The organism is Advenella sp. (assembly GCF_052108595.1).
Taxonomy (GTDB): Bacteria; Pseudomonadota; Gammaproteobacteria; order Burkholderiales; family Burkholderiaceae_B; genus Advenella.
Genome location: NZ_JBQEAU010000007.1, coordinates 28,128 through 53,778 on the forward strand (window position 1 = coordinate 28,128; position 25,651 = coordinate 53,778).

The window sequence follows — 25,651 nt, forward strand, 5'->3', positions numbered from 1 at the left end:
AGACGCGACGGCATTTCGCTGGCCACCGCGATGCCGTGCGTGTGAGCGCCGGCCTGTATACCCTGGGCAACTGCCTGAATGGCCGCAACCCCGGCCGCACAGATACCGTGGATTGATATCGTTTCCATGGGCGGGGCGGACAGCTGGCCCTGAATCATGTTGGCAAAACCCGGCATGAGCGTGTCGCCGCCGGAAGAGCCGCTGGCAAGCAGCGATATATCTGACAGCGTCAGTTGTCCTCGTTGCAGGCAATCTGTCACCGCCGCACAGGCAAGCATGGCATTGGTGTGCGTCGTATTGCCGTCGGAATCAATTGCGTAATAACGCTGCTTGATGCCATTTTCTGCAAGAATGCGCTGCTTGATCCGGCCGGAAATACGGTTAAGCGGTGCGATGTACTGGTCCATCCGCTCGTTCTCTACCGGATCTCCAGGTAAAAAATAACTGGCTTGCTGCAAAAACACTTGGTCAAATTGAATAGGCATAATCAGGCCATCAGGAAGTGGGCGGGGGCAGGTGATTGGTGCGGGGACACATCAGCGATTGACTGCGAAAGCGCGGGTTGAGCGTTCCCTTAACAAAGGTGCGTATCATATAACTTATCAGCCCGCGTTCAAGCAATGCAGGATGAACCTGGCTGCGATACTGGTTTTTGTGCAAGCGCGTCAGCAGCGACCAGTGGGCGCGGGAGTGTTCGTGATGCGCGGTGTGCAGGCCGATATTAAATAGAAGGGGATTGACCCATCCTTCGAAATTTCGGGCGTAGGCAAGTGGCAATTGCGTTTTGCGACCTTGCACAGAGCCGTCGGCATGAGCGTGTTGCAGATAATTGGTGGCCAGTAACCAGTGTAGCCCGTGCAACTGCGGGATAATGACAAGCAGAATGGCTTTGCCCGGGTTGATCGTCAGCAGCGTTGCCCAGAGCAGGAACCAGAATGCGTACTGGCGCAAGCAATAGCGCCAGACGCCCGGCTGATGACGACGTAATCTGCCAAGCCAATGATAAATGGCCGGATACAGCACACCGATTGCCTGGAACGGATGCAGCACGTAGCCGGGCAGGGTATTGGTGTCGCCTGCGGCAAACCGATAGGTGCGCGCGATATCCCGTTCACTATGTTTATGCCGATGATGATTAGCCACATGCGTCGGGAAAAAGACACAACTCGGATGTCCTTGCAACAGCGTAATAAGCAAATCAGTACAGCGGTTGGCTCGCTTGCCGTGCCACATGCGCAGATGGGTATGGTTGTGATGGATAACGCCAATGCCCAACGTTAGAAACAGCAGGATAGGATACAGCAGCACAGAAAAGCCGTAGATCCATTGCCAAACCACAAGTGCCGGTAATGCCAGCATGTACAGCAGGCTTTGCCAATCTCTGGCATATTTCAATCGAGGCAGGCCAGATTGCCGCTGGCCAGCGGGTCCACGTTTGGGGCCGGATTGATCATGCAGCAGCGTCATCTTGTACCCGCACCCATCGAATCTGGCTGCTTGCGCTTTGCCAGTCGGTCAATGACAGTGCGCGCTGCATCCGCTTCAAGGCGTGTGCCAAAAAGTCGGTCCATGAAAGTGAACTGAAAACCGTAATTGCCGTTATAGCAGGCGTGATGCAAGTGATGGCGGCGGCTCGCAGCAAACCAGTGCGCATAAGAGACGCCCGGGAAAAAATCGTAGTTGGCATGGCCAACACAATTGAAGAACAGGCTAAACAGTGGAACCGAAAACAGCGCCCAGAAACTGAAATCGTGTAAAAGCATGGGCAACAGAATCACATTGCCCAGCATGAGGGCTTCAATGGGATGAAAGCTATAGGTGGCAAACGGCGTTGTCACCACCGAGCGGTGATGCGGCAAATGAAACCGGCGCAGCCACCGAGTGTGCAGCAGCCTGTGGTTGAGCCAGAAATGGGCGTCGTTCCAGATGGCAAGAACGAGAATTTCAAGGAAAATCTGCCATCCGGAAGGATTCGGGTCCAAAGAGGCCCATCCCAGCTGGAGCAGCCCCCAGGGGAAAATCATGCCAATGCCAAAAATAAGAACCGACAACCCAGACCAGGTAAACTCATGGCGCAATTGGGCGGCAGTGAGTGCGCGTGGGTCCAGAGTGCGGCCAAGGCCCAGCGCCGGCAATAGATGTCGGGTCAAAGCCCAAGTGATGCTACCGAAGACCAGGTAAATACCGCCGAAAAACAGCAGCCCCCATAGGATAACTTGCGATGCGGACAGCGATTGAAAGACTTGACCCATAATTTATGTGAGGTGACTTATGTCACTTGTTAATTGACCGCGCAAGAACGCGTTGTATTTTAAGTTGCAATAATAATAGCCGGTATTCAGATGTTTGGTGCAATGCTACAGGTAGCCATCGGCATATACGCACCGCGTGCCAAGCAAAGGCGATCGATTGTTTTGAATCCTTGGGCTGTGTGATTATCGATCCGGCAGCGTTATTGTGCAGCAGCCGTGTACATGGCAAGCGCTTAATAAGGCACTTGGTGCAAATATCCGGGCAAGCCTCAAGGTTGTATCAGGGTTTTCTGTTGTTATACGCTAATGGGTTGGGGTTGATTTCGTGGTTCTAATATTCGCATAATATATATTATGTAAAGTTGTATATTTGGTTGGGCCTACCGTGTGACGATGACGAGTGATTATTGACTTTCTACCCAATACACCAGCGGCCTCATCTGTGTCCTCTAGGACCATGTAGTTAATGCAATCCCGACTACACCGATTACGCTTCTTATCATTGATTAAAAATTACCGCCGCACCATGCGCCATACAAGCGGTCAAAGCCAAGCTTGATATTTTCTGCCCGGAGTGCATTGTTTTGCCCGATAACTAACAGAAACACCGACACCCGTTCTACTTCATGCCAGACTCGGCGCCCTTCATGAAAAAATCGAATGCCTGGGCGAACTGCTGACTTAAAGATTGTTCCGGATCGGCCAGCCACTCCATTAACGCGGACAGGTAAAGATAGTGCAGATACCTGGCCAGCCGGTCTGCCGGAGTCAATGTAGCGATTTCGTCCGTTTTTTGCGCGGCCTTGATCAATTGCGCATACACCGGGATGAGGTCTGATGGTGCGGCGCCCTGTCCTTCTGGCAAACCATGAAACCGGTATCGAATGTAGGGCGCGGCGAATGATTGATGCTTTTCCCACCAGGCGGCAGAGGCATTCAAAATGATAGCCACCCGCTCTACAAACGAGGAACGAGTCAGCGCCTGATTAACCAGAGACCCGAGCGCGTCACTCAATTGGGTATGTATCCAGTAAACCAGTACGGCATCTTTGACAGCAAAATGGTTATATAGCGTTCCTCGTGCCACGTCAGATTCAGTCGCTATTTGCTCCATGGTGACCGATTCGTAGCCATGCTTTTCGAACAAAGCCACCGCGATCTGCGCGATGTGTGCTTGCGTCCGTTGGCGCTTACGTGTAATACGATCGGTCATTTTTGCACCATATAAATAAACAATGTATAGTATTGAACATTGTTTATTTATTGTCAACGCCAAATGCCCACATCTGTGAACGTTCCGACTGTTGTCATTGGCGCCGGTCTGGCCGGCTTGGCAGCCAGCCTGACACTGGCCCGCGCTGGCCATAACGTCGTGCTGGTCGAAGCCGGTGAGACATTCGGCGGCTGTTGCTCTGCCACGCACATTGATGGTTTTACCTTCAATAATGGTGCCATGTATGTAGCGGTGCCCTCTTTACTGCGGCATGGTTTCCAACGACTGGGTCTGGATTTCGAGGCGCTGGTTCCGCTTCAGGCCATCACGCGTCCGATGCAATCGCACCTGGATGATGGCACCGTTGTGCATCTGACCGACGCCAGCAATTCATGGGTTGCGGGTCCAAGGGGCGAACAACGCGAACAATCGACCCAGATTTTGCGAGCCGGGCTCAATCGTCTGCAAACACAGTGGGGGCCAATTTATCGCAAGCTGATTCACGAAATTCTGCCGCAAGAGCCGTCGTTGTGGCATTCGCTGCGCCACCTTGGGTTATATCTGCCGCGCATGGGCGACCGCGTCGATTCACTCATCAAGACGTATTTTCCCGATGTCGGACTGCAGGCTGCGGTGAGTGCCACATTGTTGTACACCGGAATCGCTGCAGATAAGCTGCCTGCCACTCAAATCATCGGCCTGCTGGCGTTGCTCGAAGAGGGCTTCCATTTGCCCAGTGGCGGCATGAGCGCTATTGGTGAAGCGTTGTATCGTCATTTGCCGCCGTCGAATGTGTCGACCCGTTGGGGCCAACGGGTCGCGCGCATAGAGATGGCGGCAGACAAAGTATGTGCTGTGGTTCTGACAAATGGAGAACGATTGCAGACGCAGCGTATCTTGACGACAATTTCTGGTTTTGATGTCGTGCGCAACCTGTTACCGCAAAATGCAGTACCGCAAGCCTTGGCCCGCATCGCAAGCCGTGCGTCGTTGTCCCACCGCGCTGTGTCGATCCAGCTGGGTTGCTCTGGTGTTGATTTGCCCAACTCGTTCATGATTAATCATGTGCCCGGCATGGAACATCAAGGGCGGATGCACAGAACCGTAACCACGCGACCTGACTATTGTTCTTATAGCGTGCCTACGCAGGTGTTGCCGGATCTTGCTCCAGATGGAAAACAAATCATTGAAATGTTTGCACCGGTGTCGAGTGTGGATACTGCCTCGGGCTGGACGCCGCAAATGACGCACAAGACCGTGCAGCTTCACGTTGACGCTTTAAGGCATCGAATGCCCGGCATGCAAATTGAATCCATGCGCGTGATGGATCCTGATGGATTTGTTCACCAGCGCCACCTATATGAAGGCGCACTCTATGGCGTCGCACCGGGAACCCCGCCGCATCATTTTTTTCCACATCGTTCTGGTATCGGGGGACTTTATTTGGCGGGTCAGACCACATTTCCCGGATACGGCGTGTCCACCGCCGTTTGGTCAGGCATACAAGCTGCTCATGCCATGATTCAGGATAAACAACGCAGGCCACGACGCTGACAAAGCAAACTGTGGGAATCTGCGGAAGGATCCGCTTGCAGCATGGTTAACGAAAGCTCACACGAACCGCAAGACAGCGGCCCGATTTCCGATTTCTGCCGAATAAAACGCACTTTGAGTCGGTGATACAAAAGTTTCAACTGAAATACTGTGTAATCATGCTACTATTTTTTCGTTTCGCCTGTTCTGTCTGTCGATGCTGGCCGGTGCCGTCGTAAAGGCGTGCTGTTTTCAGCAAAGGCCTGGTAAGCAGACATAGCGGCACGGGGACTGTGAATCCTCCCACCCCCTGCTCCGTTTTTTATTCGATGCCATGATTAAATCCGTCAGTATTTCAACATTGGATCCGCAGCGCCTTGTTCCGGCGCCAGTACTGACCTTGCTGATACTGCTTATGCTTGCCATGACGCTTGTCGGGTGTTCTCCGGACGATGGCGCGAACACACTGGCGCCCAAGGCCGAAGGTCCACCCGAAGTCGGCGTGGCAACGCTCTCATCACAACGCATCACCTTTACCACTGAACTGCCGGGACGCACCGTTGCGCCGGTCATTGCGCAGATCCGTCCCCAGGTCAACGGGATTGTCCAGAAGCAGCTGTTCACCGAAGGCTCGCAAGTCAAGGCGGGACAGGTGCTTTATCAGCTGGATCCCGCTGTTTATGAAGCCGAATACGCCGTGGCCAGCGCCAATGTGAAAAAAGCCGAATCTACCTATGCCAATGCCCGCACCGTGGCCAGGCGCAATCGAGAGCTGGTGCGTATTGATGCGATCAGTGCGCAAATAAACGAGACATCGCAGGCCGAAGCGCAACAGACGGCGGCAGACCTTGCCGTCGCGAAAGCTCAGGAACAGCGCGCCAGGATCAATCTTGACTACACCCGCATCGTCTCGCCCATAGACGGCTGGATTGAATTGTCTAATGTTACGCCAGGCGCGCTGGTCACTGCCAATCAGGATACGGCGCTCACGATCGTTCAGAAACTGGATCCGCTTTATGTGCATGTATCGCAGTCATCTGCGGAATTATTGCAGTTGAAGGACGATATTGCCGCTGGCCGCCTGCAGGCAACGGCAGACAATGACGCAGTCATCCGGCTGCGTCTCGAGAATGGGCGCCTGTATCCGCACCCGGGGCGCCTGACGTTCAGCGGCGTCACTGTCAATCCCGGCACGGGCTCGATTACATTGCGTGCCAACGTACCCAATCCGGATCGCGTATTGATGCCGGGCATGTACGTGCGGGCTGTATTGGAAAACAATACGGGTGATCAGTCTGTCATGGTGCCACAACAGGCCATCACGCGCAGGCCTGATGCCAGCACGGTTGCGTTAGTGGTCGATGCCGACGATAAGGTTCAGGAGCGCGCTGTCGTGGTCGGGCGCGCGATCGGCGCCAGCTGGCAGGTCCTGGAAGGGCTTGTGGCAGGCGACCGGGTTGTGGTGACTGGTTCCCTGCATGTCCGACCAGGCACTGTGGTGCGGCCGGTAGAAACCGCAAGTAAACCGGGTTAGGAATCGGAGCATGGCACAGTTTTTTATCAGCCGTCCGATTTTTGCATGGGTGCTTTCCATTGTCATCATGCTTGCCGGACTGGCTTCGATCCAGACTTTGCCGCTAGAGCAATATCCCGACATTGCGCCACCCCGGGTCGCGATTACTGCGACGTATACTGGTGCGTCCGCCAAGACCGTGGAAGACTCGGTGACCCAGGTCATTGAGCAGCAATTGAAGGGCCTTGACAACCTGCTGTACATGCGCAGCACGAGCAACGCAGCAGGACGGGCGCGGATCACGCTTACTTTTGATGCCGGCACGAATATTGATGTCGCGCAGATGCAAGTGCAGAACCGCCTGCAGCAGGCCATGTCGCGCCTGCCCCAGCAGGTGCAAAGCCGCGGCGTGACCGTGACCAAAGGTGGTGAAGAGTTTCTGATGATTGTTTCGCTCTACTCGGACGATGGCAGCGCCTCACCGGTGGATGTTGGGGACTACATTACCAGCAACCTGGTAGACGTCATCAGCCGGATCGATGGCGTCGGCGAAGTGCAGACGCTGGGCACGGGATATGCGATGCGCATCTGGCTGGATCCGCGCAAATTGCTCAGCTATAACATGATGCCTGCCGATGTGACCGCAGCCATTCAAAAGCAGAATGTACAGGTGTCCGCAGGACAGTTGGGCTCACTGCCTGCGGTCAGCGGACAGCAGTTGAACGCCACGATTACCGCACGCAGCATGTTGCAGACCGAAGAAGATTTTCGCAATGTGGTCCTGCGTGTCGCACCCGATGGCGCCGTTGTGCGAATCAGTGATGTGGCCCGGGTTGAACTGGGGGCAGAAAACCTGACAATCCGCTCGGCAATGGGCGGCCTGCCCGGGGCCGGCATGGGCATTATTGCTGCAGACGGCGCCAACGCGGTTGAAGTGGCTCAGCGGGTTCGCGATAAACTGGCCGAACTCGAACCGTTTTTTCCCAACAATCTGAAAACCTTTATCGGCGTTGACTCCACCCCGTTTATCAGCGCGTCCATCGATGAAGTGGTCAAGGTGCTGCTCGAGGCAATGGTGCTGGTGGTGCTGGTTATCTTTCTGTTTCTGCAGAATATTCGGGCCACGCTGATTCCTGCCATTGCGGTTCCCGTTGTATTGCTGGGCGTTTTTGGCATTTGGTCGATTGCAGGGTTTTCGATCAATACCCTGACGCTCTTCGGTATGGTGCTGGCAATCGGCCTGCTGGTTGATGATGCCATTGTGGTAGTGGAAAATGTGGAACGCGTCATGCATGAACAGGGACTTTCGCCGCGTGAAGCGACCCGTAAGTCCATGCGTGAAATTACGCCAGCGCTGGTTGGTATCACACTCGTGTTGTCCGCCGTGTTCATTCCCATGGCGTTCTTTGGCGGTTCCACCGGTGTCATTTACCGGCAGTTTTCCATCACGATTGTTTCGGCCATGGTGCTCTCGGTGACGGTGGCTTTGACGCTGACCCCTGCCCTTTGCGCCAGTCTGCTCAAGCCGGTAAAAAAAGGCGAGCATATTGATTCGTCGCACGCGCGCAAGGGTTTGCTTGGCTATCTGGATCGCTTTTTCGTTGGCTTCAATCGTCGTTTTGACCGGACGGCAGACCGGTATCAGACCACGGTGGCTGGGGTTGCCAAGCGACCCCGACGCGGGCTGATTGCCTATCTGATTATTGCGATTGTCATGGCCTTGCTATTTTTTCGTTTGCCCACCTCCTTTCTGCCGCCCGAAGACCAGGGTGCAGTGCGGCTGCAGGTGACCTTGCCTGCGGGCGCGACAGACGCAAGACTGCAGCCGATTATGCGACAGATTGAGCAGTATTTTCTAAAGCAGCCGGATGTGCGCAGCATCACAAGCATTACCGGTAGAAGCGGTGACCAAAGTTCGGCCCGAGCCTACGTGATGCTCAAAGACTGGAGCTTGCGGCCTTTGCCGGAACAATCGTCTGCGGCCATCGCCAGAAAGGCCACCCGCGACCTGGCCCATATCCGCGATGCCCGAATTATCGCCACCCTGCCGCCTATTGTGCGCGGTTTGGGTTCAAGCTCGGGGTTTAACTTTTTTCTGCAGGATGTAAACGGCCTGGGTCACGAAGCGCTGATACAGGCTAGCCGCGACGCATTGCGATTGCTTGGCGAGCGCGCCGAGCTGATGAATGTGCGCATCGATGCACCGGAAGATACCGCGCAGTTTGCCGTGAAGATAGATGATGCCCGCGCCGGCGCCTTCAGCCTGGCGACAGATGCGATCGACAGCACCTTATCGACTGCCATGGGCGGAACATACGTGAATGATTTTCTGGATCGTGGCCGGGTCAAGCGCGTCTATGTACAGGGCGATACACCGTTTCGTATGCTGCCAAGCGATATCGATCAATGGAATGTGCGCAACACGCTGGGCCAGATGGTACCATTTCCTGCCTTCTCCAGTACCAGCTGGACCTTTGGATCACCGGAACTGAGCCGCTACAACGGCAGCCCCAGTCTTGAGTTCCAGGGTGATGCAGCACCTGGCGTGAGCTCGGGCGCCGCCATGCTGGCGATCGAGCAGGTATTGCAGCAAATGCCGGCAGGCATTGGTTTTGAATGGACCGGTGCGTCGCTGCAAGAACGTATTTCGGGCGCGCAAGCCCCCCTGCTCTACGCCGTCTCCATTCTGTTTGTCTTTTTGTGCCTGGCCGCATTGTATGAAAGCTGGTCCGTGCCGTTTGCCATTATTCTGGTGGTGCCCTTGGGCATTGTCGGTGCGCTTCTGTTTACGGCCTTGCGTGAATTGCATAATGATGTCTTCTTCCAGGTCGGGCTGCTGACTACTGTGGGGCTGACTTCCAAGAATGCCATTCTGATTGTCGAATTTGCCAAACAATTGCAGGAACGCGGACACGCGGTCCTTGAAGCAACGCTGATCGCGGTGCGGCAGCGCCTGCGTCCCATTCTGATGACCTCGCTGGCCTTTGGCTTCGGGGTGCTGCCACTGGCCATCGGTACCGGCGCCGGCGCAGGGGGCCGTCACGCGATTGGCACCGCAGTCCTGGGTGGGATGATCGTAGGCACTGCGCTCAGTCTCTTTTTTGTACCGCTGTTCTTTGTACTTGTACGCAGCTTCAGACGCAAACGGCATTCGCATGACGACCATCCTGGCGCGCATGCACCGGACAGCACTTCAGGTACGACATCATGAGCATATTTACAAATCCCCTGTGCAGATCAATTGCACTTGCCATACCTTTGCTGGGATTGACAGCCTGCGTAAACCTTGCGCCAGACTACCACCAACCGGCGGCCCCTGTTAGCGCAGACTGGCCCCAGAACCCTGCAGCGAACGCCAGCCCGGTACAAGCGGCAGCAAACGATCTGGACTGGCTGACGTTTTTCACTAATGCACGCCTGCGCGACGTGGTCAGACTTGGCTTGCAAAATAACCGTGATTTGCGGATTGCGACCCTGAATATTGAACGGGCCCGGGCGCAATACGGCATTGCCCGCGCTGATGGGCTGCCCGCAATCGGCGTTGATGCCCAGGCCAGCCGCAGCCGCACGCCGGCCAGTGTCGCCAATTCCGGTGAGACCACCCTGTCATCCCGTTATAACGTTGATCTGGGACTGACCAGCTACGAGATTGATTTTTTCGGGAAAGTACGCAATCTCAAGGCTGCGGCGCTGCAACGCTACCTGGCTGCGCAGGAAACCCGGCGCAGCGCCCAGATAAGTCTGGTGAGCGAAATTGCCGCGGCTTGGCTACAGCTCGAGGCAACGGGCCAGCAGCTTGCGCTGGCACGCAGTACGCTGGTCAATCAGCGCAAGTCGCATGATCTGATCCGCCGCAGCCACGCATTGGGTGCCGAATCCGGACTCACGCTGGCACAATCACAAACCACGGTCGATGCAGCCCGTGTCAAGGTTGCCGAATATGAAACCCAGGTGGCGCAGGATAATAATGCCCTCACGCTGCTGACGGGCGCGCCGATTCCCGACTCTCTTTTACCTCCTACGGATTTTTCGCTGCAGGCACGAGCAGCAACTCGGCTGGTCATGCCACCGGCGGGCCTGCCTTCCAGCGTATTGCAGCAGCGGCCAGATGTCTTGGCCGCCGAACATGATTTGATCGCCGCCCATGCAGATATCGGTGCAGCCAGAGCGGCTTTCTTCCCCAGCATTTCGCTGCTGGGATCTGCGGGCGCGGCCAGCAACAGCCTTTCCGGACTCTTTACTGGCGGCACGCTGGCGTGGAGCGTGGCTCCATCATTGCGTTTGCCTATCTTCGATGGCGGCGCCAATCGCGCCAGTCTGGATCTGACGAAAGCGCAAAAAGATATTCTGCTCGCCACCTACGAAAAAGCCATCCAGACGGCTTTCCGCGAGGTTGCCGATGCGTTGGCCGTGCGCACCACCATCGCGGCGCGTTTGCAATCCCAGCAATCGCTAGTTGCGTCTACCTATCGCAGCTTCCAGTTGTCCAGTGCGCTGTTTACACGCGGCGGCGGTTCGGGTTTTCTGGAAGTGCTTGATGCCCAGCGCGCCTACTATGCTGCGCAGCAGGACATGATCACACTCGGGCTGCTTGAACAACTGAACCGTCTGGCCCTGTTCAAGACGCTGGGCGGTGGCTGGCAACCCATGGCGACGAGCACATCTGCTCCGACACCGTCGCGCTGACCAAATCTGCACAGTGCCGCACGTACAAGCGCAATTGTGAAGCAGCGGTTTCAAGTACATCCTGAAGGGCTTTTAACAGGTCAAATAGCGACGGCTGCCCAGCGCATTTTCCGGCACAGGCGCAGGGTCATCGACCCACTGTGCCGACCGGGAGTGTTATAACAATAAGGCTAGTCCCTTTTACGCAGTTACCTAAACAGGAGTCAGACATGGCGGTTGAAAAAGTACTTTATGTTGCACACGCAACGGCGACCGGTGGGCGCGATGGACGTGCAGTGTCTTCGGACAATGTGCTGGACGTGAAACTGACCACGCCGACAGAACTGGGCGGCGCCGGCGGCACTGGCACCAATCCTGAACAGCTTTTTGCAGCGGGATACTCGGCCTGCTTTCTGGGCGCCCTCAAACTGGTCGCTTCACGCGAAAAAGTCAAATTGCCGGACGATACCCGGATTGACGGCAGCGTGGGCATCGGGCCCATTGCCCAGGGATTTGGCATTGAGGTAGAACTGAAAATTTCCGTGCCTGGGTTGGAACGCAGTGTCGCCCAAGACCTGGTCAATAAGGCGCATGTGGTGTGTCCCTATTCAAACGCAACAAGAGGCAATGTAGACGTGACGCTAACAGTGGTGTAACACTGCGGCGGTCACTTCTCAATGCTGCCGCGTCATCCATGTGATGTCGCGGCAGCGTTGCTTAAATGATAACGCAATAGTAATAACGCAATACCGCGCCCGCCCTGCCCGTCCGGTTTAACCTCCCGCGCGTCCTGCTCTTGCTCGGGGCGTTCCCGGTACTTTTGAACGAAACGCTCAAGCGCGTTTAATGGCGGCAACGACCCTCCTGCCGCATGCTGTGCCACAACCCGATGCAGTGGCGGTGACAGCCTGCTCGAACTGCGCTGGCCAGCGGCACGATATGTTGACGATTACTGATTTTCGCGCAACAATCCTTTGTCAGCGTTGCTATTTTTCTTTCGGATTTGGCCTCTTATACTGTCTTTCGTACATTACCGCCTGGCGGTCAACAGCACAAGCATCACTGTCATCGCTGGAAAAGCACAATTACACGTGGCCGAAAAAAACCTTCGTGTTTTCAACCTCACCGCTGGTCACAAGCAGTGACTTTTAAGAGAGATATTCGAATGAGCATACCCACTTTTGGACTTGGCACCTTTCGCCTCAAGGGACAAACCGTCATCGATTCTGTAACGGCCGCAATCGGGCTGGGTTACCGGGCGATCGATACCGCGCAAATCTATGGCAACGAAGCGGACATCGGTCAGGCGTTAAGCGCCAGTCCTGTAACACGTGATCAGCTGTATCTGACCTCCAAAATCTGGACGGACAACTACGCCGCAGACCGACTTATCCCGAGTTTGAAGGAAAGCCTGCATAAGCTGCGCACCGACTATCTGGACTTGACGCTGATCCATTGGCCGTCACCGGGCAATGCAGTACCTGTGGTTGAATTCATGGGTGCGCTGGCGCAGGCACAGGATGAGGGCCTGACCCGCCAGATTGGCGTATCCAACTTCACCATTGCGCTGTTGCGTCAAGCCATTGAGGCAGTAGGCGCCGGGCACATTGCCACCAACCAGATCGAATTGCATCCGTACCTGCAAAACAGGAAAGTGGTGGCGTTCGCGCGCCAAAATGATATTGCTATTACTTCCTATATGACGCTTGGCTATGGCAAGGTGTTGCATGATCCGGTGGTACACGCCATTGCGCAACGCCTGCATGCCACCCCCGCCCAAGTGGTGCTGGCGTGGGCCATGCATAGCGGTTTTGCCGTTATCCCGTCGTCTACCAAACACGCACATCTACAAAGCAACCTTGCTGCACAACAACTGCAGTTAGCCCAAGCAGATATGACGGCAATTGCAGCACTTGAGCGCAATGAACGGATTACCAGCCCCGATAGCCTGGCGCCTGAGTGGGACGACTGACCATATGCAAAAGGCTGGCGTTCTGATGACCAACTCCGACGATCTGCTGACGTTTGTTACCGTCATTGACAGCGGCTCCATCAGTGCGGCAGCCGAGCAACTGAACCTGACACCGTCAGCGGTCAGTCGTACCTTGTCCCGGCTTGAACAAAGCCTGGAGACCACCTTGCTTAACCGCACCACCCGTCGCATGCACCTGACCGAGGAGGGGCGTTTCCTGCTGGAGCATGCCCGGATCATTGTTGCGCGGATGCAGGCCATGCAGGAGACCCTTGCCACCAGGCGACAATCCCCGGCCGGACGGTTGCGGGTGAACGCCGCCTCGCCGTTCATGCTGCATATGATCGTGCCGTATATTGGCGCATTTCGGCAGCACTATCCGCATATCCAATTGCAGCTCAATACTCATGACTTGAATATTGATCTGCTGGAGCAAAGCACGGATGTTGCCATCCGGATTGGCACGCTGCAAAACTCGACGCTCCACGCCCGACCTCTGGGCAGCAGCGCGCTCAACCTGCTGGCCAGTCCTGATTATTTATCCCGCTGCGGAATGCCCCAGACAGTATCAGCGCTGGACGGGCACACCCTACTGGGCTTTACTCAACCGGATAGTCTGAACCTATGGCCGGTGCGTCGTGCCGACGCTGCCGACAGACTGATGATTACACCGGACGTTGCCGCTTCCAGTGGCGAAACGTTGCGTCAATTGGCGCTGGCCGGACAGGGCATTGTCTGCCTGTCCGAATTCATGACGTATGAGGATATCCGCGATGGGCGCCTGGTACCGATTCTGCCCATGTTGACAGAAAAGCAGGTTCAGCCGATTCATGCTGTGTATTACAGGAACTCGCCGCTGGCCCTGCGGATTCAAAGCTTCATCGATTTCATGCAGCAGACGCTGGCGGCACAACCCTGGAACCGCCGGTAAACGTGTCGTTATCCAATGGCATGCGACAATTGCGCGCGGCCTGTCAGTGGCGAATGATCGTTCTGATACGGCCGGAACGCATACGCTGAGTCTGGCCACCTTTGATAACAGACGTTTTCTGGATACGGCCAATGCCAGCCGCACCCTGGCCGGTCAGCGGGTTGACTGCATAATTGTTATAGCGGATCTCGTAATGCAAATGTGCCCCGGTCACTTTGCCCGTATCGCCCAAATGACCAATGACTTCACCTTTGTCGACAACCCGGCCTGAAGCCAGGCGTGGGGCAAATTTCTGCAAATGCGCATATAGCGTTGCATAACCCGAACCATGCTCCACGATCACGGTATTGCCGTAGCCGCCTTTGGCGCCCACGAACGACACCTTGCCGCCCAGCGTCGTTTTGACCTGGCTGCCTACCGGCGCGACCAGATCCACGCCAGCGTGAAAACGCAACTGGTTGTATATGGGATGCATGCGCAAGCCAAAACGTGAGGAGACATAACTCTTGTCCAGTGGCGAAGACAAAAAGCCCATGATCTTCAGGTCCAGTTTCAGGGAAGGCCCGCAACCCTTGCTGCTGCATCCCTTGGGCGGGTCCAGATCATCTGCCAGCCCACGTATGGTTTTGACATCGCCGTCTACGGTTGGTACTTCGGGCATCGTGTCCAGGTCCTCATCGGATTGGGCAAGCGAGGGCAGCGCGTGCATGGTGGCAGCAAGGCAGCCGAGCAGCACAAGCGTGTGCCTGCGGGCCCGACTCAGCGCGGCGCGCATGAAAGGAAGTGGGTGTGCATATACATGAAATTGCATTTTACTTATTTCAGCTCAATCGCAGCGCAAATCCGTGTATAGTTTTCGTTTCTACCCATTTTCCAATCGCACAGCGATGCCGGGATAGGCCTTTACTCAGAGGCGCCATTCGCTCCGAACGGCCCTTGTTTAGCCGATGCTATCCGGCAATACGCAGCGAAAACTGCCCAATGCCCAGACTTACCGTAATCCTTTCCCTGCTTGTTGGCCTGAGCGCCTGCTCGGACCGGCAGGACGACGAACGTCTGCGATTGGCGCTGATGTCCGATTGCACGGTAACGCGTGCGTCCCTGTTGCTTAGCGCCAAGTACGTCGATAAACAAGCACTGGCCACCATACAGCAAGAATGCCGTGCTGCCTACGCCACATTGATGCAAAACGTCTCTGCGCAACAGCTGCGTGACCAGCAAACCGAGGTATATGACAGCTTTCAACGGGCATATCGCATGAAATATTCGCTGCACGATGTCTTCGATAATCTACCGCCTACTTCCAAAACCACATACGAGAAACTGGCAACCACGCTTTTCGGGCTGAAAAAAGAGGACATCGGCTTATGAAAGATATCCGTGATCGCATGCGCCTAATAAAATATTTGATTGCCGTCCTGTTCGTGTTGATTGCGCTGGCTTACCTGTGGACCAGCATGAGTCGACCCCACGAGACTGCTGACGACTACTCGCAGTTCGACAAGGAGCGGGCCATTATTGCCTGCATGACCGCTCAGTACGCAACCAATTATATGGACGACCCGGCCGAAACCGATATGTTCCCCGAGTGTGAAGCGCGCTTCACAAAACTCAAGGCAACATTGCCTTACGCCGAATATGTTCGTATTCAGCAGACGCCGGTGTCTGCCGAGACTGGCCCGGTGCACATGCAGCCCTACGAAGTGTTTCTACAGATTATGACCGGCATGGATCGCTGATTTCCCTGCCATCACGCTTATTGATAATTGTTCCAAAGGACGTGTCTTAAAAATGCAAAAGAACAAAAGAAAAACAATGATTGGTCTGGCCCTTGCCAGTCTGACTGCCGGCTCTCTGGCACTGGCCGCGTCTGCTGCGCATGCTGATGAGAGCAAATGGCCTGAACACCCGTTGAACCTGATTGTGCCTTTCGGCCCCGGCTCCACACCCGACCAGATTGCGCGCATTATTGCCCGCAGCGCCGAGAAAAAACTGGGTCAGCCTATCGTGATAGAAAATAAAGCCGGCGCCGGCGGCAATATTGGTACAAACCAGGTGGCCAAAGCCAAACCCGACGGCTATACCTTTGGTATTTCCATTACCGGCCCGCTGGTCAACAACCAGTTTATCTACAATAACTTGCCTTATGATCCTGAAAAGGATCTTGCACCGCTTACCATGGCTGTGACGCAACCGAATGTGATTGTTGTGACAAAGCAGTCGGGCATTAATACATTGAAGGAACTGATCAGCAAGATCCAGGCCGAGCCAGACAAGCTGAATTTTGCGACATCGGGCAATGGCACCGGATCACATCTCTCCATAGAACTCATGCTGCAGGCAGTAAAAGGTAAGGCGACGGCTGTGCCGTATCCCTCTTCGCCCGCCGCGCTCAATTCACTGATTGCGGGCGATACCCAGTTTACTGCGCTGGCGCCCATTGCCGTTCTTCCCCTGGTCAAAGAAGGAAGACTGGTTGCATTGGCGCAGACCAGTGCGCAGCGCAACAGCTCCCTGCCGGATATTCCTACGGTGTCAGAGGCCGGTGCGCCTGGCATTGAAGGCGCAGCCTGGTCCGGTTTCATTATTTCGTCAAAAGTGCCGATCGCCATCCGCAATACGCTCACTGATGCGCTGTTGACCGCGCTCAGAGATCCCGATGTAGGTAAACAGCTCAAGGCGATTTATATGGATCCCGTACCAAGCACACCGGAAACATTTCGCGATTATATGAATAAGGAGAAAGCGCGCTGGCAACCGTTGATTGAAAAGCTGAATCTGAAAATTAATTGACCGTCAGAACAGAACGGACAGGCCGCCATCCACGGCGATGACCTGTCCATTGATATAGGCGGACAGGTCAGAGGCCAGAAACACTGCCAGTCCGGCAATTTCTTCGGGCCTGCCCCAGCGTCCGGTCGGATTGCGCGCCGCCAGCCTTTGCCCTGCCGCAGCATTGACCATCTCCAGATTCGTTTCTGTGGCAAAGGTGCCCGGCGCGATCGCGTTGCTGGTAATGCCGCTGGCTGCAAACTCCACTGCCAGCGCCCGCATCATACCGGTCAGGCCTTGCTTGGCAATGGGATAGACGCCGTCGCCGGGCCGAGCGATCTGTCCTGCCACCGATGTGATGGTAATCAGCCTGCCCCACTGCTGCTTTTGCATCAGAGCTGCCGCTTTCTGCGACAAATACATGGCGCCCAGCAAATTGACTTGTAGCATCTGCTGCATCTGTCCAAAATCAAAAGCGGCCAGGGGCTGGCGAATCCGGATTCCCATATTATTGACCAGCACGTCGCAGCGGCCGTGTTGCTCTGCCAGGTAATTCATGCAGCGCTCGATGTCAGACACAACGGACATATCGCCGACCAGTCCCTGTACCTTTACGCCGGTTTGCTGCAATTGGGCACAAGCCGGTTCGACAGACTGGGCGCTGCGGCCGTTGATATACACCAGCGCGCCGCTGCGCGCCATTGCCGAGGCCATTTGCAGGCCAAGCCCGCGTGTTGAGCCGCTGATAAAGACCACTTTGTCGTGCAGCCCGAAGCCATCTGTGTATGAACCCTGTTGTTGCATTGCTTTCCCTGGAAATCTGCTGTGCTGCCCTTTGTAACACGGCCTGAACAATGTCAAACGTATGCAATGGGCTGGTTTACGGTTAAACTTGAATCTATTTTCACCCAATTGCCTGGAAAAAGTAAATGTTTGCCAGAAACACCCCTTTTAATTACGAGAAAATCTTAAAAGCGTGTGCAAAAGGACAGAAAAGTGCCTTGCAGACTCTGTTCAAACATGAAGCGCCGCTCATGGTTGCCCTGTCCCTGCGCGTATTGGGGAATTACAATCTTGCAGAACAGGCGGTCGTGTCTGCATTTGTGCTTATCTGGAACAATGCCGAGGCCTATGACGAAGACATGGGGCCGGCACGGGGGTGGATATTCTCCATCCTGCGCTACCGCATCAGTCAGATTTTCAAAGAACACTATGATGCCATCCAGATGGCCAGCAAGAGCCAGGATGAATCGATACTCAATGAAGTTTCCAGCAATCTGCATGCAGACGTGCGTGAAGATCTGCCGGTAACGCCGGCCTTTTATCTGCACCTGGAAGAGTTGCCCGAAGAGCCGCAAAAGGCACTGATCAATATGTATTTCAGCGGTATGTCGCAGGCGCAAACCGCGACCAAAGTCGGCATGCCGCTGGGCAGATTCAAGGAAAACCTGTTTCTTGGGCTGCAGCACCTGGCCAAGCATTTGCCTGAATTTTCTCCACCGCATCATGCCACGGAAAAAATGGGCGAATATGTATTGGGCGGGCTGTCCGAAAATGAAGAAAAGCTGGTCTACAAGTTGATGAATGACGATGCCGGCGTCTCGCGCATCGCCTTGTTATGGGAATCCCAGTTTACCCACCTGCTCAGTCAACTGCCGGCGCAAGTGGCCAGCAGCCGGGTATGGGAAAAAATAAAGAACGCTGCATTTGCCAAGCCGCCGACCAGCGTTGCACAGGGTCCGGAGGCGGACGACGACGACGGTGCCGAGCAGCCATACGCGTCGGGCCTGAAAACCACCATGCGCAAGCTCTGGTTCATGCTTCCCTTGTGGCGCGCCCTGGCGCTGCTGCTGGCCATCGCTGCATTCACTTTCTGGTATGTGGGCACGCCTGCTTCGGATCTGCCCAGGAAAGTTGCCGTGCTGGACTCCTCAATGAGCAATGCGCAAACGGGCTGGGTGGTCCGCTTCAATGCTGCCGGCGATGCCCGCTTTTCGCCAGTGCTGCGCCAGACCGTATCGGACGGCCTGGTGCTCCAGGCATGGAAACGATCCAACGGTACCGACAGCGCCCTTGCCCTGATCCGGGACAGTAAAGCCTTTGTTCTGACCGCGGAACGGGTGGGGCCCATTGCTGCAGGCGATCAGCTGTTGATCAGCCTGGAACCCGATGGCGGTTCTCGCAATGACCGGCCTTCAGGCACCATTCTTTACAAAGGAACCGTCGCGGATCTGTAGCGCAGCGTCGCCACAGCCGGGCTTCGTGCAATACGGGCCCGCCCTTAAAGGACCCAACTAAGAACCCAACTGCAACTTGGCACTGGCAGGTGGCACCCTGCCCTGTCTTGCGTACTTGTAATAAATTGCCGCTCTGGTTATTTTCCAAACAGACATCGGTGCCGCTGTCGGTGGATCGAAGGCGAGCGCAGGCATTTTTCAGCTGAAATTCAGGGGTCGGCGAAAAATATAAGCGTCGATGTAAAAAGATAAAGTATGATTGTAATAATTCGCCATAATTCTTCATAAATAGCACTAAATGTCATTAATCCTGCTTCTAATTCTTCCATTTCTGGGTAGTATACTTGTCGGCCTGCTGCCCGTACACGCCAGATCCCCGGAAGCTTGGATGGCAGGTATTATCGCGGTCATCGGCGCCCTGATTACCTTGTCTTTTTTGCCTGATATCCTGCAGGGCAACACCATCGTCCATACCCTCGAATGGGTGCCATCCTATAAGTTGAATCTCGTCTTTCGCATGGACGGCTATGCGTGGCTGTTTTCGCTGCTGATCACTATCATGGGTGCGCTGGTGGTGCTGTATGCCCGCTACTATATGTCGCCCAAAGATCCGGTTACCCGCTTCTACTCCTTCTTTCTGGCGTTCATGGGGTCGATGCTGGGCGTAGTGCTGTCTGGCAATATTATCCAGCTTGTTATTTTCTGGGAACTGACCAGCCTGTCCTCCTTCATGCTGATCGCCTACTGGAACCATCGCCAGGACGCCAAGCGAGGCGCCAGGATGGCGCTGACCATTACTGCGGCTGGCGGGTTCTGTCTGCTGGCGGCCATGCTCATGATCGGGCACATTGTGGGCAGCTATAATCTGGATGCCGTGCTGGATTCGGGCGACACCTTGCGTAATCACCCATGGTATCTGGCCATCCTGATTCTGTTCGCACTCGGCGCCCTGACCAAGAGCGCACAGTTTCCATTCCATTTCTGGCTACCCAATGCAATGGCTGCGCCCACGCCTGTCTCGGCTTATCTGCATTCGGCAACCATGGTCAAGGCCGGCGTGTTCATTCTGGCACGGTTCTGGCCGGTACTGGCCGGCACCTCGGCCTGGTTCTGGATTATCGGCATGGCCGGGCTGTGCTCGCTGTTTCTGGGGGCGTATGTGGCGACCTTCCAGAGGGATATGAAAGCGGTTCTGGCGTATTCCACGATCAGCCATCTTGGCCTGATTACGCTGCTGTTGGGCCTGAATAGCAAACTGGCGCTCATTGCAGCCCTGTTTCACATGATCAATCACGCCACTTTCAAGGCGTCGCTCTTTATGGCCACTGGCATTGTCGATCATGAAACCGGCACCCGGGACCTGGTACTGTTGTCAGGGCTGCGCAAGGCCATGCCGATAACCGCAACACTGGCCGTTGTGGCTGCGGCCGCCATGGCCGGGGTACCCCTTCTCAACGGCTTTATTTCGAAAGAAATGTTTTTTGCCGAGACGCTGAACCTGCCGGACTATCTTGAAGTATCCACTTGGCTTCCAGTCTTTGCGGTATTGGCCAGTGCGTTCAGTGTGGCCTATTCCCTGCGGCTGATCATGCAGGTCTTCTTTGGCCCCAAGGCCACCGATCTGCCCAACCAACCACATGAACCACCCCTGTGGATGCTCGTGCCCAGCGGCATCCTGGTATTGACCTGCCTGTTGATTGGCATCATGCCGCAAACCATCATTGGTCCAGTGTTGTCTTCGGCAGCGCACTCGATTCTCGGGCCCACTTTGCCGCAATACAGTCTTGCCATATGGCATGGTTTCAATTTACCGCTCACGATGAGCCTGATCGCCATGGGAGGCGGTATTGTGCTGGCCCTGGTTCTTCGACCCCTGCAGCGGCGTGCGCCAGGCCAAACGCCGTTGCTGTATCGGGTCGATGGACGTGTATTCTTTGATTTCCTGATGAATCTGCTTGATACCGTTGCCTATCAGGCAATGAATCTGTTTTCCACCAAGCGGCTGCAGCCTCAGGTATTGTGGATTGTCGTTATTACGGTTGTAGTCACCATTCTGCCACTAATGCTGTTTGAGGCCTGGCCGCAACTGGCCATGCGCAATATTGATCTGCCCTTTACGCTGCTCTGGATTGTCGGTTCATGCTGCGCTGTTGGCGCGGCCTACCAGGCGAAGTACAACCGTTTCCGGTCACTGGTTTTGCTCGGCGGCGCCGGCCTGTGCAGTAGTCTCACTTATCTGTGGCTGTCAGCACCGGATCTCGCGCTTACCCAATTGGTAGTGGAGATGGTAACCACGATCCTGTTGCTGTTGGGATTGCGCTGGCTGCCACGCAGGATGTCGACCGAACCGCCGTCGGACCGCGGCCGGGCCCTGGTTCGGCGTTTGCGCGATATGATGATCGCACTGGTCGCCGGCCTGGGCATGTCCATTCTTACCTACCTGCAGTTGTCGCGCCCCAGACCAGAAGGCATTTCGTCGTTCTATCTGGAAAAAGCCCTTCCCGAAGGTGGCGGCACCAATGTCGTCAATGTGCTGCTGGTAGACTTTCGCGGTTTCGATACGTATGGTGAAATTACCGTGCTCAGTATTGTCGCCCTTACCGTATACGCATTGCTGCGGCGTTTTCGTCCGCCACGAGAAAGTCTGAAGGCATTGGAAGACCGACGCTTTCGCCAGAGCGGCGATACCGCCAGCGTCGATGAGGATGCTGAACTGCCCACGGGTACAATGCTGGTGCCGACCGTGCTTTCGCGGTTTGTAATGCCGATTGCCACGCTGATTGCGTTGTTCTTCCTGTTGCGCGGCCATAATCTGCCCGGCGGCGGCTTTGTCGCAGGCCTGATTTTTGCTGCGGCCGTTATCCTGCAATATATGATGGGCGGCATCCGCTGGGTCGAAGACCGCTCGCGCATCTTTCCCCAGTACTGGATTGCGGGTGGTTTGTTGATGGCCGGCGCTGCCGGCATGTCCGCATGGCTGGCCAAACTGCCGTTTTTGTCTGCGATGGCCGCAGATATTGATCTTGGCCCGCTCGGACATTTGCATTTGTCCAGTGTCATCTTGTTTGACCTGGGCGTGTTCGCTGTGGTGGTTGGCTCTACTTTATTCATGCTGGTCGCGTTGAGTCACCAATCCTTGCGGTTTTACAAAAAAGTGTCGGCCGAGACGGCCGAAGAAAATACGAGCAGCGACAGCACTGCATCTGATCAGGGCAGCGATGGCGGCGTGTTGGCCAAACCCGCGCTGCCGCCGAATGCCCAGGGAGCACCATCATGGAACTGATTCTGTCTATCGCCATCGGCATTATGGTCGGTTCGGGTATCTGGCTGCTGCTGCGACCGCGTACTTACCAGGTCATTATCGGCTTGACGCTGGTGTCTTATGCGGTCAATCTGTTCATTTTCGCTACCGGTAAACTGACGACTGGCGCCCCGCCGATCCTGAAAAAGGGTGTGGCGACAACGCTGGCCAATTATGCCGATCCCCTTCCCCAGGCGCTGGTACTGACCGCCATTGTGATCAGCTTTGCCACCACAGCCCTGTTTCTGGTCGTAATCCTTGCGTTGCGCGGTTTGTCCAATACTGACCACGTAGATGGAACGGAGTCGCAATGAGCCAGTGGATGAATCATCTTCCCATCCTGCCGGTTGCCATTCCGATGATCGTGGGTGCGTTCATGCTGGTGCTGCGCGATCAGTATCGGAACGCGACCATCGTCCTGGGCATCGTTTCCGTGCTTGCCCAGTTTTGCGTCGCGGTGGCGTTGTTCGGCATGACGACCGGACGTATTCCCAACGATTACGAAAACCATATTATGGTTTATCTGCTGGGCAACTGGCAGGCGCCTTTTGCCATTGTGCTGGTGGCCGACCAGCTCAGCACGATCATGCTGATACTGACCGCAGTGCTGGGGCTGTGCTCACTGCTTTATTCGACTGCACTGTGGGATCGTGCCGGCGTCTTTTTCCATCCTTTGTTTCAGTTCATTCTGATGGGGTTGAATGGCGCATTTCTTACCGGTGACCTGTTCAATCTGTTTGTTTTTTTCGAAATCTTTCTGGCCGCCTCCTATGGCCTGGCACTGCATGGCTCGGGCATGGCTCGGGTCGCTGCCGGTCTGCACTACGTTACCGTCAACCTGATTGCCTCATTCTTGTTGCTGATCGCCATTTCAGTCCTGTACGGCATTACCGGTACGCTCAATATGGCAGACCTGGGATTGCGCGCCGCCACGCTAAGTGGCGACGACCGGCGATTGTTCGAGGCTGCCTGCGCCATCCTGGGTATTGCCTTTTTGATCAAGGCAGGCGCCTGGCCCTTGAACTTCTGGCTGACCAGCGCTTATTCGGCCGCAGTGGCGCCGGTAGCGGCGCTGTTCGCGATCATGAGCAAGGTAGGCATCTACGCATTGCTGCGCATTGGTTCGCTGCTGCTGCCCACAGGTGCGCCGGCGGCGTTCAGCGGAGACTGGATGTATGTCATCGGGCTGGCAACCTTGCTGTTTGGCACACTGGGCATCTTGTCGGAAAAAAACAGCGGTCGACTGGTGGGCTATTGCATCATTATGTCTTCCGGCACCCTGCTCTCTGCGCTGGGTATGCCAAGTGTCATTCTGACCGGCCCTTCCCTATTCTATATGCTCAGCTCCGTGTTGGTGACAAGTACGTTCTTTTACCTGATCGAACTGATCAAACGTACCGAATCTTTCGGGGGTAACGTGCTGGCGGTCAGTCTGGAAGCATTCAGCGCCGACGACCAGGACAGTACCGATTATTCCGGAACCGTTGTGGGTAAACCGATACCATTCGCCCTGGCGTTTCTGGGGTTGGCCTTTTTCATCTGTGCGTTGGTCATTGCCGGTATGCCGCCATTCTCGGGCTTTATCGCCAAGTTCGCCTTGCTGTCCAAGGCGCTGGATCTGTCCCAGACCAATGCCTCTACCACCACCAGCGTATGGCTGCTGGTGGTAGCCATGCTGATTTCCGGCATGGCAACAGTCATTGCCCTGGGACGCGCTGGCATTCGAATGTTCTGGAGCAGCGAGAAATTAAAGCCGCCGGTGCTCAGTCGACGCGAAGCCTTTCCCGTTACCCTGCTGCTAATGCTGTGCATTGCGCTGACCGTTTTTGCCGGTCCGGTGATGGACCAGCTCTCGCTGACTGCCAAGCAACTTGACAATCCGGGAACCTATATGAAGGCGGTGCTCAACAGCCGGCCAGCCGTCATATCGTCACATGGAGGTGCACAATGAAATCGTGGTTTTCGTGGGTACCCATGACCCTTTTTCTTGCGGTTATCTGGCTGCTGCTTGCCGATGCGCCGCTGAGTACCGGCACTCTGGCTTTTGCATTGGCGGCGTCCGTGATTATTGTCTTGATGTCGCGTCGTCTGCGGCCATTTTTGGCCAGGCCGCGACGCATTTGGGTAATATTGAAATTGACCTGTATTGTGCTGACAGATACGTTTCGCTCCAGCATGGCAGCCATCAGGCTGGTTCTTCGCTATCCCAAAATCAGCATCACGCCCGGTTTTGTCACTATCCCCCTGACGCTGCGTGACCCGCATGGGCTGGCGATTCTGGCTGCGATTATCAACTATGCGCCTGGGACGCTTTGGGCTGGCTTTCCGGAGTCGGGAGATTACGTGCAATTGCATATTCTGGACCTGCCCCAGGAAAGCGATTGGGCAGCCTATATCATTGAACGCTATGAGAAACCATTGAAGGAGATTTTTGAATAATGGAAACCCTTCTTATCTGGTCCTGCTATTTCACCCTGTTCTGTTTCGCACTGGCAGGCGTTATTCTAAGTCACCCCCTGTTTGTTGGACCGACGCCTCAGGATCGGGTACTGGGCATCGATACCCTGTATCTGATTGGCATGATGATCGCTCTGACGCTAGGCATGCTATATCGCACGTCGTGGTATTTTGACATCGGCTTACTGGTCAGTCTTTTCGGTTTTCTGAGCACGGCGGCAATGGCGCGCTTTCTGTTACGCGGCGAGGTAATCGAGCCATGATGGATACCCTGTCGCCCTGGATTGTTATCCCTGCTTCAGCCTTGATCGTAGCCAGCGGATTGCTGGTGCTGGCAGCCAGTATCGGAATGGTCAGGGTCAGCAGTTTCCTGCCCCGCACTCACACACAGGCCATCATCTACTCCACAGCGCTCTGGGCCCTGTTGCTGGCTTCGCTGCTGCTGACGTTCAGCCTCAAGGATCGCACCTTCCTGCATGAAATACTGATCGGTATTTTCATTTTCATTACTTCACCGGTCAGTACCATTTTGCTGGTGCGTTCCTTTGTATTGCGTGAAGAACGGGATAGCGCGCCCGATGATAGTGTCACGATTGCAGTCACGCCAGTTGCTGATGCTAGTGAAGAAGGAAAAGACCGTAAGGCCGCCAGCGACGTTGCCTCCATAGAAGCAGAACTGGAAATGGAACCGAACCAGGACCAGGACCAGGACCAGAAAAACGAGCCTGATGCCCAGGCTACGCGACGTACCAGGCCGGCCCCCGATCTGCCGGAAACTTGATGAAAATTGGAGGCAAGGCAACAC

Annotated in this window: 22 protein-coding genes and 1 pseudogene; 17 read left to right on the forward strand and 6 right to left on the reverse strand. The window is 55.4% G+C overall.

Annotated elements, in window-relative coordinates:
- The 4 genes and pseudogenes from ACTIKR_RS02235 to ACTIKR_RS02250 all read right to left on the reverse strand — a co-directional run.
- Positions 1-485: pseudogene (locus ACTIKR_RS02235) on the reverse strand (3-oxoacyl-ACP synthase); the annotation flags it as partial.
- A gap of 10 nt (positions 486-495) precedes the next feature.
- The gene (locus ACTIKR_RS02240) at positions 496-1,467 is read right to left on the reverse strand and encodes a fatty acid desaturase (RefSeq protein ID WP_442327047.1); all 972 of its coding nucleotides are present in this window, start codon (positions 1,465-1,467) and stop codon (positions 496-498) included.
- On the reverse strand, positions 1,464-2,252 hold the full coding sequence (locus ACTIKR_RS02245) for a sterol desaturase family protein (RefSeq protein WP_193086831.1): 789 nt from the start codon (positions 2,250-2,252) through the stop codon (positions 1,464-1,466). Before ACTIKR_RS02245 ends, ACTIKR_RS02240 begins: the two co-directional genes overlap by 4 nt.
- Before the next feature lie 619 nt (positions 2,253-2,871).
- On the reverse strand, positions 2,872-3,465 hold the full coding sequence (locus ACTIKR_RS02250; RefSeq protein WP_442327048.1) for a TetR/AcrR family transcriptional regulator: 594 nt from the start codon (positions 3,463-3,465) through the stop codon (positions 2,872-2,874).
- 75 nt (positions 3,466-3,540) lie between these two features.
- Here ACTIKR_RS02250 and ACTIKR_RS02255 point away from each other — a divergent pair, with 75 nt between their 5' ends.
- The 7 genes from ACTIKR_RS02255 (at position 3,541) to ACTIKR_RS02285 (ending at position 14,079) form a co-directional block, all read left to right on the forward strand.
- Positions 3,541-5,019 (forward strand): phytoene desaturase family protein, encoded by a 1,479-nt coding sequence (locus ACTIKR_RS02255; protein WP_442327050.1) that lies wholly within the window; start codon positions 3,541-3,543, stop codon positions 5,017-5,019.
- A gap of 313 nt (positions 5,020-5,332) precedes the next feature.
- Positions 5,333-6,532, forward strand: a complete 1,200-nt coding sequence (locus tag ACTIKR_RS02260; protein WP_442327051.1) for an efflux RND transporter periplasmic adaptor subunit — start codon at positions 5,333-5,335, stop codon at positions 6,530-6,532.
- A 10-nt stretch (positions 6,533-6,542) separates the two neighbouring features.
- Positions 6,543-9,722 carry an efflux RND transporter permease subunit gene (locus ACTIKR_RS02265; protein ID WP_442327053.1) on the forward strand — a complete coding sequence of 1,060 codons (3,180 nt, stop codon included), beginning with the start codon at positions 6,543-6,545 and terminating at the stop codon, positions 9,720-9,722.
- The gene (locus ACTIKR_RS02270) at positions 9,719-11,197 is read left to right on the forward strand and encodes an efflux transporter outer membrane subunit (RefSeq protein WP_442327054.1); all 1,479 of its coding nucleotides are present in this window, start codon (positions 9,719-9,721) and stop codon (positions 11,195-11,197) included. The genes ACTIKR_RS02265 and ACTIKR_RS02270 overlap by 4 nt, the downstream gene beginning before the upstream one ends.
- Positions 11,198-11,406: 209 nt before the next feature.
- Complete coding sequence (locus ACTIKR_RS02275) at positions 11,407-11,832, forward strand: organic hydroperoxide resistance protein (RefSeq protein ID WP_442327055.1); 426 nt, start codon at positions 11,407-11,409, stop codon at positions 11,830-11,832.
- Between the two features lie 509 nt (positions 11,833-12,341).
- On the forward strand, positions 12,342-13,148 hold the full coding sequence (gene dkgB, locus ACTIKR_RS02280; protein WP_442327057.1) for a 2,5-didehydrogluconate reductase DkgB: 807 nt from the start codon (positions 12,342-12,344) through the stop codon (positions 13,146-13,148).
- A gap of 22 nt (positions 13,149-13,170) precedes the next feature.
- On the forward strand, positions 13,171-14,079 hold the full coding sequence (locus ACTIKR_RS02285) for a LysR substrate-binding domain-containing protein (RefSeq protein ID WP_442327077.1): 909 nt from the start codon (positions 13,171-13,173) through the stop codon (positions 14,077-14,079).
- Between the two features lie 43 nt (positions 14,080-14,122).
- On the opposite strand, the gene ACTIKR_RS02290 is transcribed toward ACTIKR_RS02285, so the two are convergent.
- Positions 14,123-14,890 (reverse strand): M23 family metallopeptidase, encoded by a 768-nt coding sequence (locus ACTIKR_RS02290; protein ID WP_442327058.1) that lies wholly within the window; start codon positions 14,888-14,890, stop codon positions 14,123-14,125.
- A gap of 170 nt (positions 14,891-15,060) precedes the next feature.
- On the opposite strand from ACTIKR_RS02290, the gene ACTIKR_RS02295 reads away from it, so the two are divergent.
- Genes ACTIKR_RS02295 through ACTIKR_RS02305 form a run of 3 tightly spaced genes read left to right on the forward strand, consistent with a single transcriptional unit; the run spans position 15,061 to position 16,872 of the window.
- Entirely contained in the window at positions 15,061-15,450 is a 390-nt protein-coding gene (locus ACTIKR_RS02295) for a hypothetical protein (RefSeq protein WP_442327059.1), read from the forward strand.
- Entirely contained in the window at positions 15,447-15,818 is a 372-nt protein-coding gene (locus ACTIKR_RS02300) for a hypothetical protein (RefSeq protein ID WP_442327060.1), read from the forward strand. The genes ACTIKR_RS02295 and ACTIKR_RS02300 overlap by 4 nt, the downstream gene beginning before the upstream one ends.
- A gap of 52 nt (positions 15,819-15,870) precedes the next feature.
- The gene (locus tag ACTIKR_RS02305) at positions 15,871-16,872 is read left to right on the forward strand and encodes a Bug family tripartite tricarboxylate transporter substrate binding protein (protein ID WP_442327061.1); all 1,002 of its coding nucleotides are present in this window, start codon (positions 15,871-15,873) and stop codon (positions 16,870-16,872) included.
- Between the two features lie 3 nt (positions 16,873-16,875).
- Here the strand turns inward: ACTIKR_RS02305 and ACTIKR_RS02310 are convergent, their stop codons facing one another.
- Positions 16,876-17,655 carry an SDR family oxidoreductase gene (locus ACTIKR_RS02310; RefSeq protein WP_442327063.1) on the reverse strand — a complete coding sequence of 260 codons (780 nt, stop codon included), beginning with the start codon at positions 17,653-17,655 and terminating at the stop codon, positions 16,876-16,878.
- Positions 17,656-17,852: 197 nt separating this feature from the next.
- On the opposite strand from ACTIKR_RS02310, the gene ACTIKR_RS02315 reads away from it, so the two are divergent.
- From ACTIKR_RS02315 to ACTIKR_RS02345, 7 genes are all read left to right on the forward strand, one after another.
- Entirely contained in the window at positions 17,853-19,088 is a 1,236-nt protein-coding gene (locus ACTIKR_RS02315) for an anti-sigma factor domain-containing protein (protein WP_442327065.1), read from the forward strand.
- 298 nt (positions 19,089-19,386) lie between these two features.
- On the forward strand, positions 19,387-22,371 hold the full coding sequence (locus ACTIKR_RS02320) for a monovalent cation/H+ antiporter subunit A (RefSeq protein ID WP_442327066.1): 2,985 nt from the start codon (positions 19,387-19,389) through the stop codon (positions 22,369-22,371).
- Positions 22,362-22,703 carry a Na+/H+ antiporter subunit C gene (locus tag ACTIKR_RS02325; RefSeq protein WP_128394148.1) on the forward strand — a complete coding sequence of 114 codons (342 nt, stop codon included), beginning with the start codon at positions 22,362-22,364 and terminating at the stop codon, positions 22,701-22,703. Before ACTIKR_RS02320 ends, ACTIKR_RS02325 begins: the two co-directional genes overlap by 10 nt.
- Entirely contained in the window at positions 22,700-24,340 is a 1,641-nt protein-coding gene (locus ACTIKR_RS02330) for a monovalent cation/H+ antiporter subunit D (RefSeq protein WP_442327067.1), read from the forward strand. Before ACTIKR_RS02325 ends, ACTIKR_RS02330 begins: the two co-directional genes overlap by 4 nt.
- Positions 24,337-24,828 carry a Na+/H+ antiporter subunit E gene (locus tag ACTIKR_RS02335; RefSeq protein WP_442327068.1) on the forward strand — a complete coding sequence of 164 codons (492 nt, stop codon included), beginning with the start codon at positions 24,337-24,339 and terminating at the stop codon, positions 24,826-24,828. The genes ACTIKR_RS02330 and ACTIKR_RS02335 overlap by 4 nt, the downstream gene beginning before the upstream one ends.
- Entirely contained in the window at positions 24,828-25,109 is a 282-nt protein-coding gene (locus ACTIKR_RS02340; protein WP_100696923.1) for a K+/H+ antiporter subunit F, read from the forward strand. The genes ACTIKR_RS02335 and ACTIKR_RS02340 overlap by 1 nt, the downstream gene beginning before the upstream one ends.
- Positions 25,106-25,627, forward strand: coding sequence for a monovalent cation/H(+) antiporter subunit G (locus ACTIKR_RS02345; RefSeq protein WP_442327070.1), 522 nt, complete (start codon positions 25,106-25,108; stop codon positions 25,625-25,627). Before ACTIKR_RS02340 ends, ACTIKR_RS02345 begins: the two co-directional genes overlap by 4 nt.
- The last annotated feature ends 24 nt before the right edge of the window (positions 25,628-25,651 follow it).

What these genes read in the sequence shown, in the direction of transcription:
- ACTIKR_RS02320 (WP_442327066.1), top strand. Translation starts at nt 19,387, where the DNA reads ATGTCATTAATCCTGCTTCTAATTCTTCCATTTCTGGGTAGTATACTT.
- ACTIKR_RS02275 (WP_442327055.1), top strand. Translation starts at nt 11,407, where the DNA reads ATGGCGGTTGAAAAAGTACTTTATGTTGCACACGCAACGGCGACCGGT.
- ACTIKR_RS02310 (WP_442327063.1), bottom strand. Translation starts at nt 17,655, where the DNA reads ATGCAACAACAGGGTTCATACACAGATGGCTTCGGGCTGCACGACAAA.
- ACTIKR_RS02330 (WP_442327067.1), top strand. Translation starts at nt 22,700, where the DNA reads ATGAGCCAGTGGATGAATCATCTTCCCATCCTGCCGGTTGCCATTCCG.
- ACTIKR_RS02300 (WP_442327060.1), top strand. Translation starts at nt 15,447, where the DNA reads ATGAAAGATATCCGTGATCGCATGCGCCTAATAAAATATTTGATTGCC.
- ACTIKR_RS02305 (WP_442327061.1), top strand. Translation starts at nt 15,871, where the DNA reads ATGCAAAAGAACAAAAGAAAAACAATGATTGGTCTGGCCCTTGCCAGT.
- ACTIKR_RS02250 (WP_442327048.1), bottom strand. Translation starts at nt 3,465, where the DNA reads ATGACCGATCGTATTACACGTAAGCGCCAACGGACGCAAGCACACATC.
- ACTIKR_RS02260 (WP_442327051.1), top strand. Translation starts at nt 5,333, where the DNA reads ATGATTAAATCCGTCAGTATTTCAACATTGGATCCGCAGCGCCTTGTT.
- ACTIKR_RS02265 (WP_442327053.1), top strand. Translation starts at nt 6,543, where the DNA reads ATGGCACAGTTTTTTATCAGCCGTCCGATTTTTGCATGGGTGCTTTCC.
- ACTIKR_RS02240 (WP_442327047.1), bottom strand. Translation starts at nt 1,467, where the DNA reads ATGACGCTGCTGCATGATCAATCCGGCCCCAAACGTGGACCCGCTGGC.
- ACTIKR_RS02270 (WP_442327054.1), top strand. Translation starts at nt 9,719, where the DNA reads ATGAGCATATTTACAAATCCCCTGTGCAGATCAATTGCACTTGCCATA.
- ACTIKR_RS02325 (WP_128394148.1), top strand. Translation starts at nt 22,362, where the DNA reads ATGGAACTGATTCTGTCTATCGCCATCGGCATTATGGTCGGTTCGGGT.
- ACTIKR_RS02245 (WP_193086831.1), bottom strand. Translation starts at nt 2,252, where the DNA reads ATGGGTCAAGTCTTTCAATCGCTGTCCGCATCGCAAGTTATCCTATGG.
- ACTIKR_RS02295 (WP_442327059.1), top strand. Translation starts at nt 15,061, where the DNA reads ATGCCCAGACTTACCGTAATCCTTTCCCTGCTTGTTGGCCTGAGCGCC.
- dkgB (WP_442327057.1), top strand. Translation starts at nt 12,342, where the DNA reads ATGAGCATACCCACTTTTGGACTTGGCACCTTTCGCCTCAAGGGACAA.
- ACTIKR_RS02290 (WP_442327058.1), bottom strand. Translation starts at nt 14,890, where the DNA reads ATGCAATTTCATGTATATGCACACCCACTTCCTTTCATGCGCGCCGCG.
- ACTIKR_RS02345 (WP_442327070.1), top strand. Translation starts at nt 25,106, where the DNA reads ATGATGGATACCCTGTCGCCCTGGATTGTTATCCCTGCTTCAGCCTTG.
- ACTIKR_RS02335 (WP_442327068.1), top strand. Translation starts at nt 24,337, where the DNA reads ATGAAATCGTGGTTTTCGTGGGTACCCATGACCCTTTTTCTTGCGGTT.
- ACTIKR_RS02340 (WP_100696923.1), top strand. Translation starts at nt 24,828, where the DNA reads ATGGAAACCCTTCTTATCTGGTCCTGCTATTTCACCCTGTTCTGTTTC.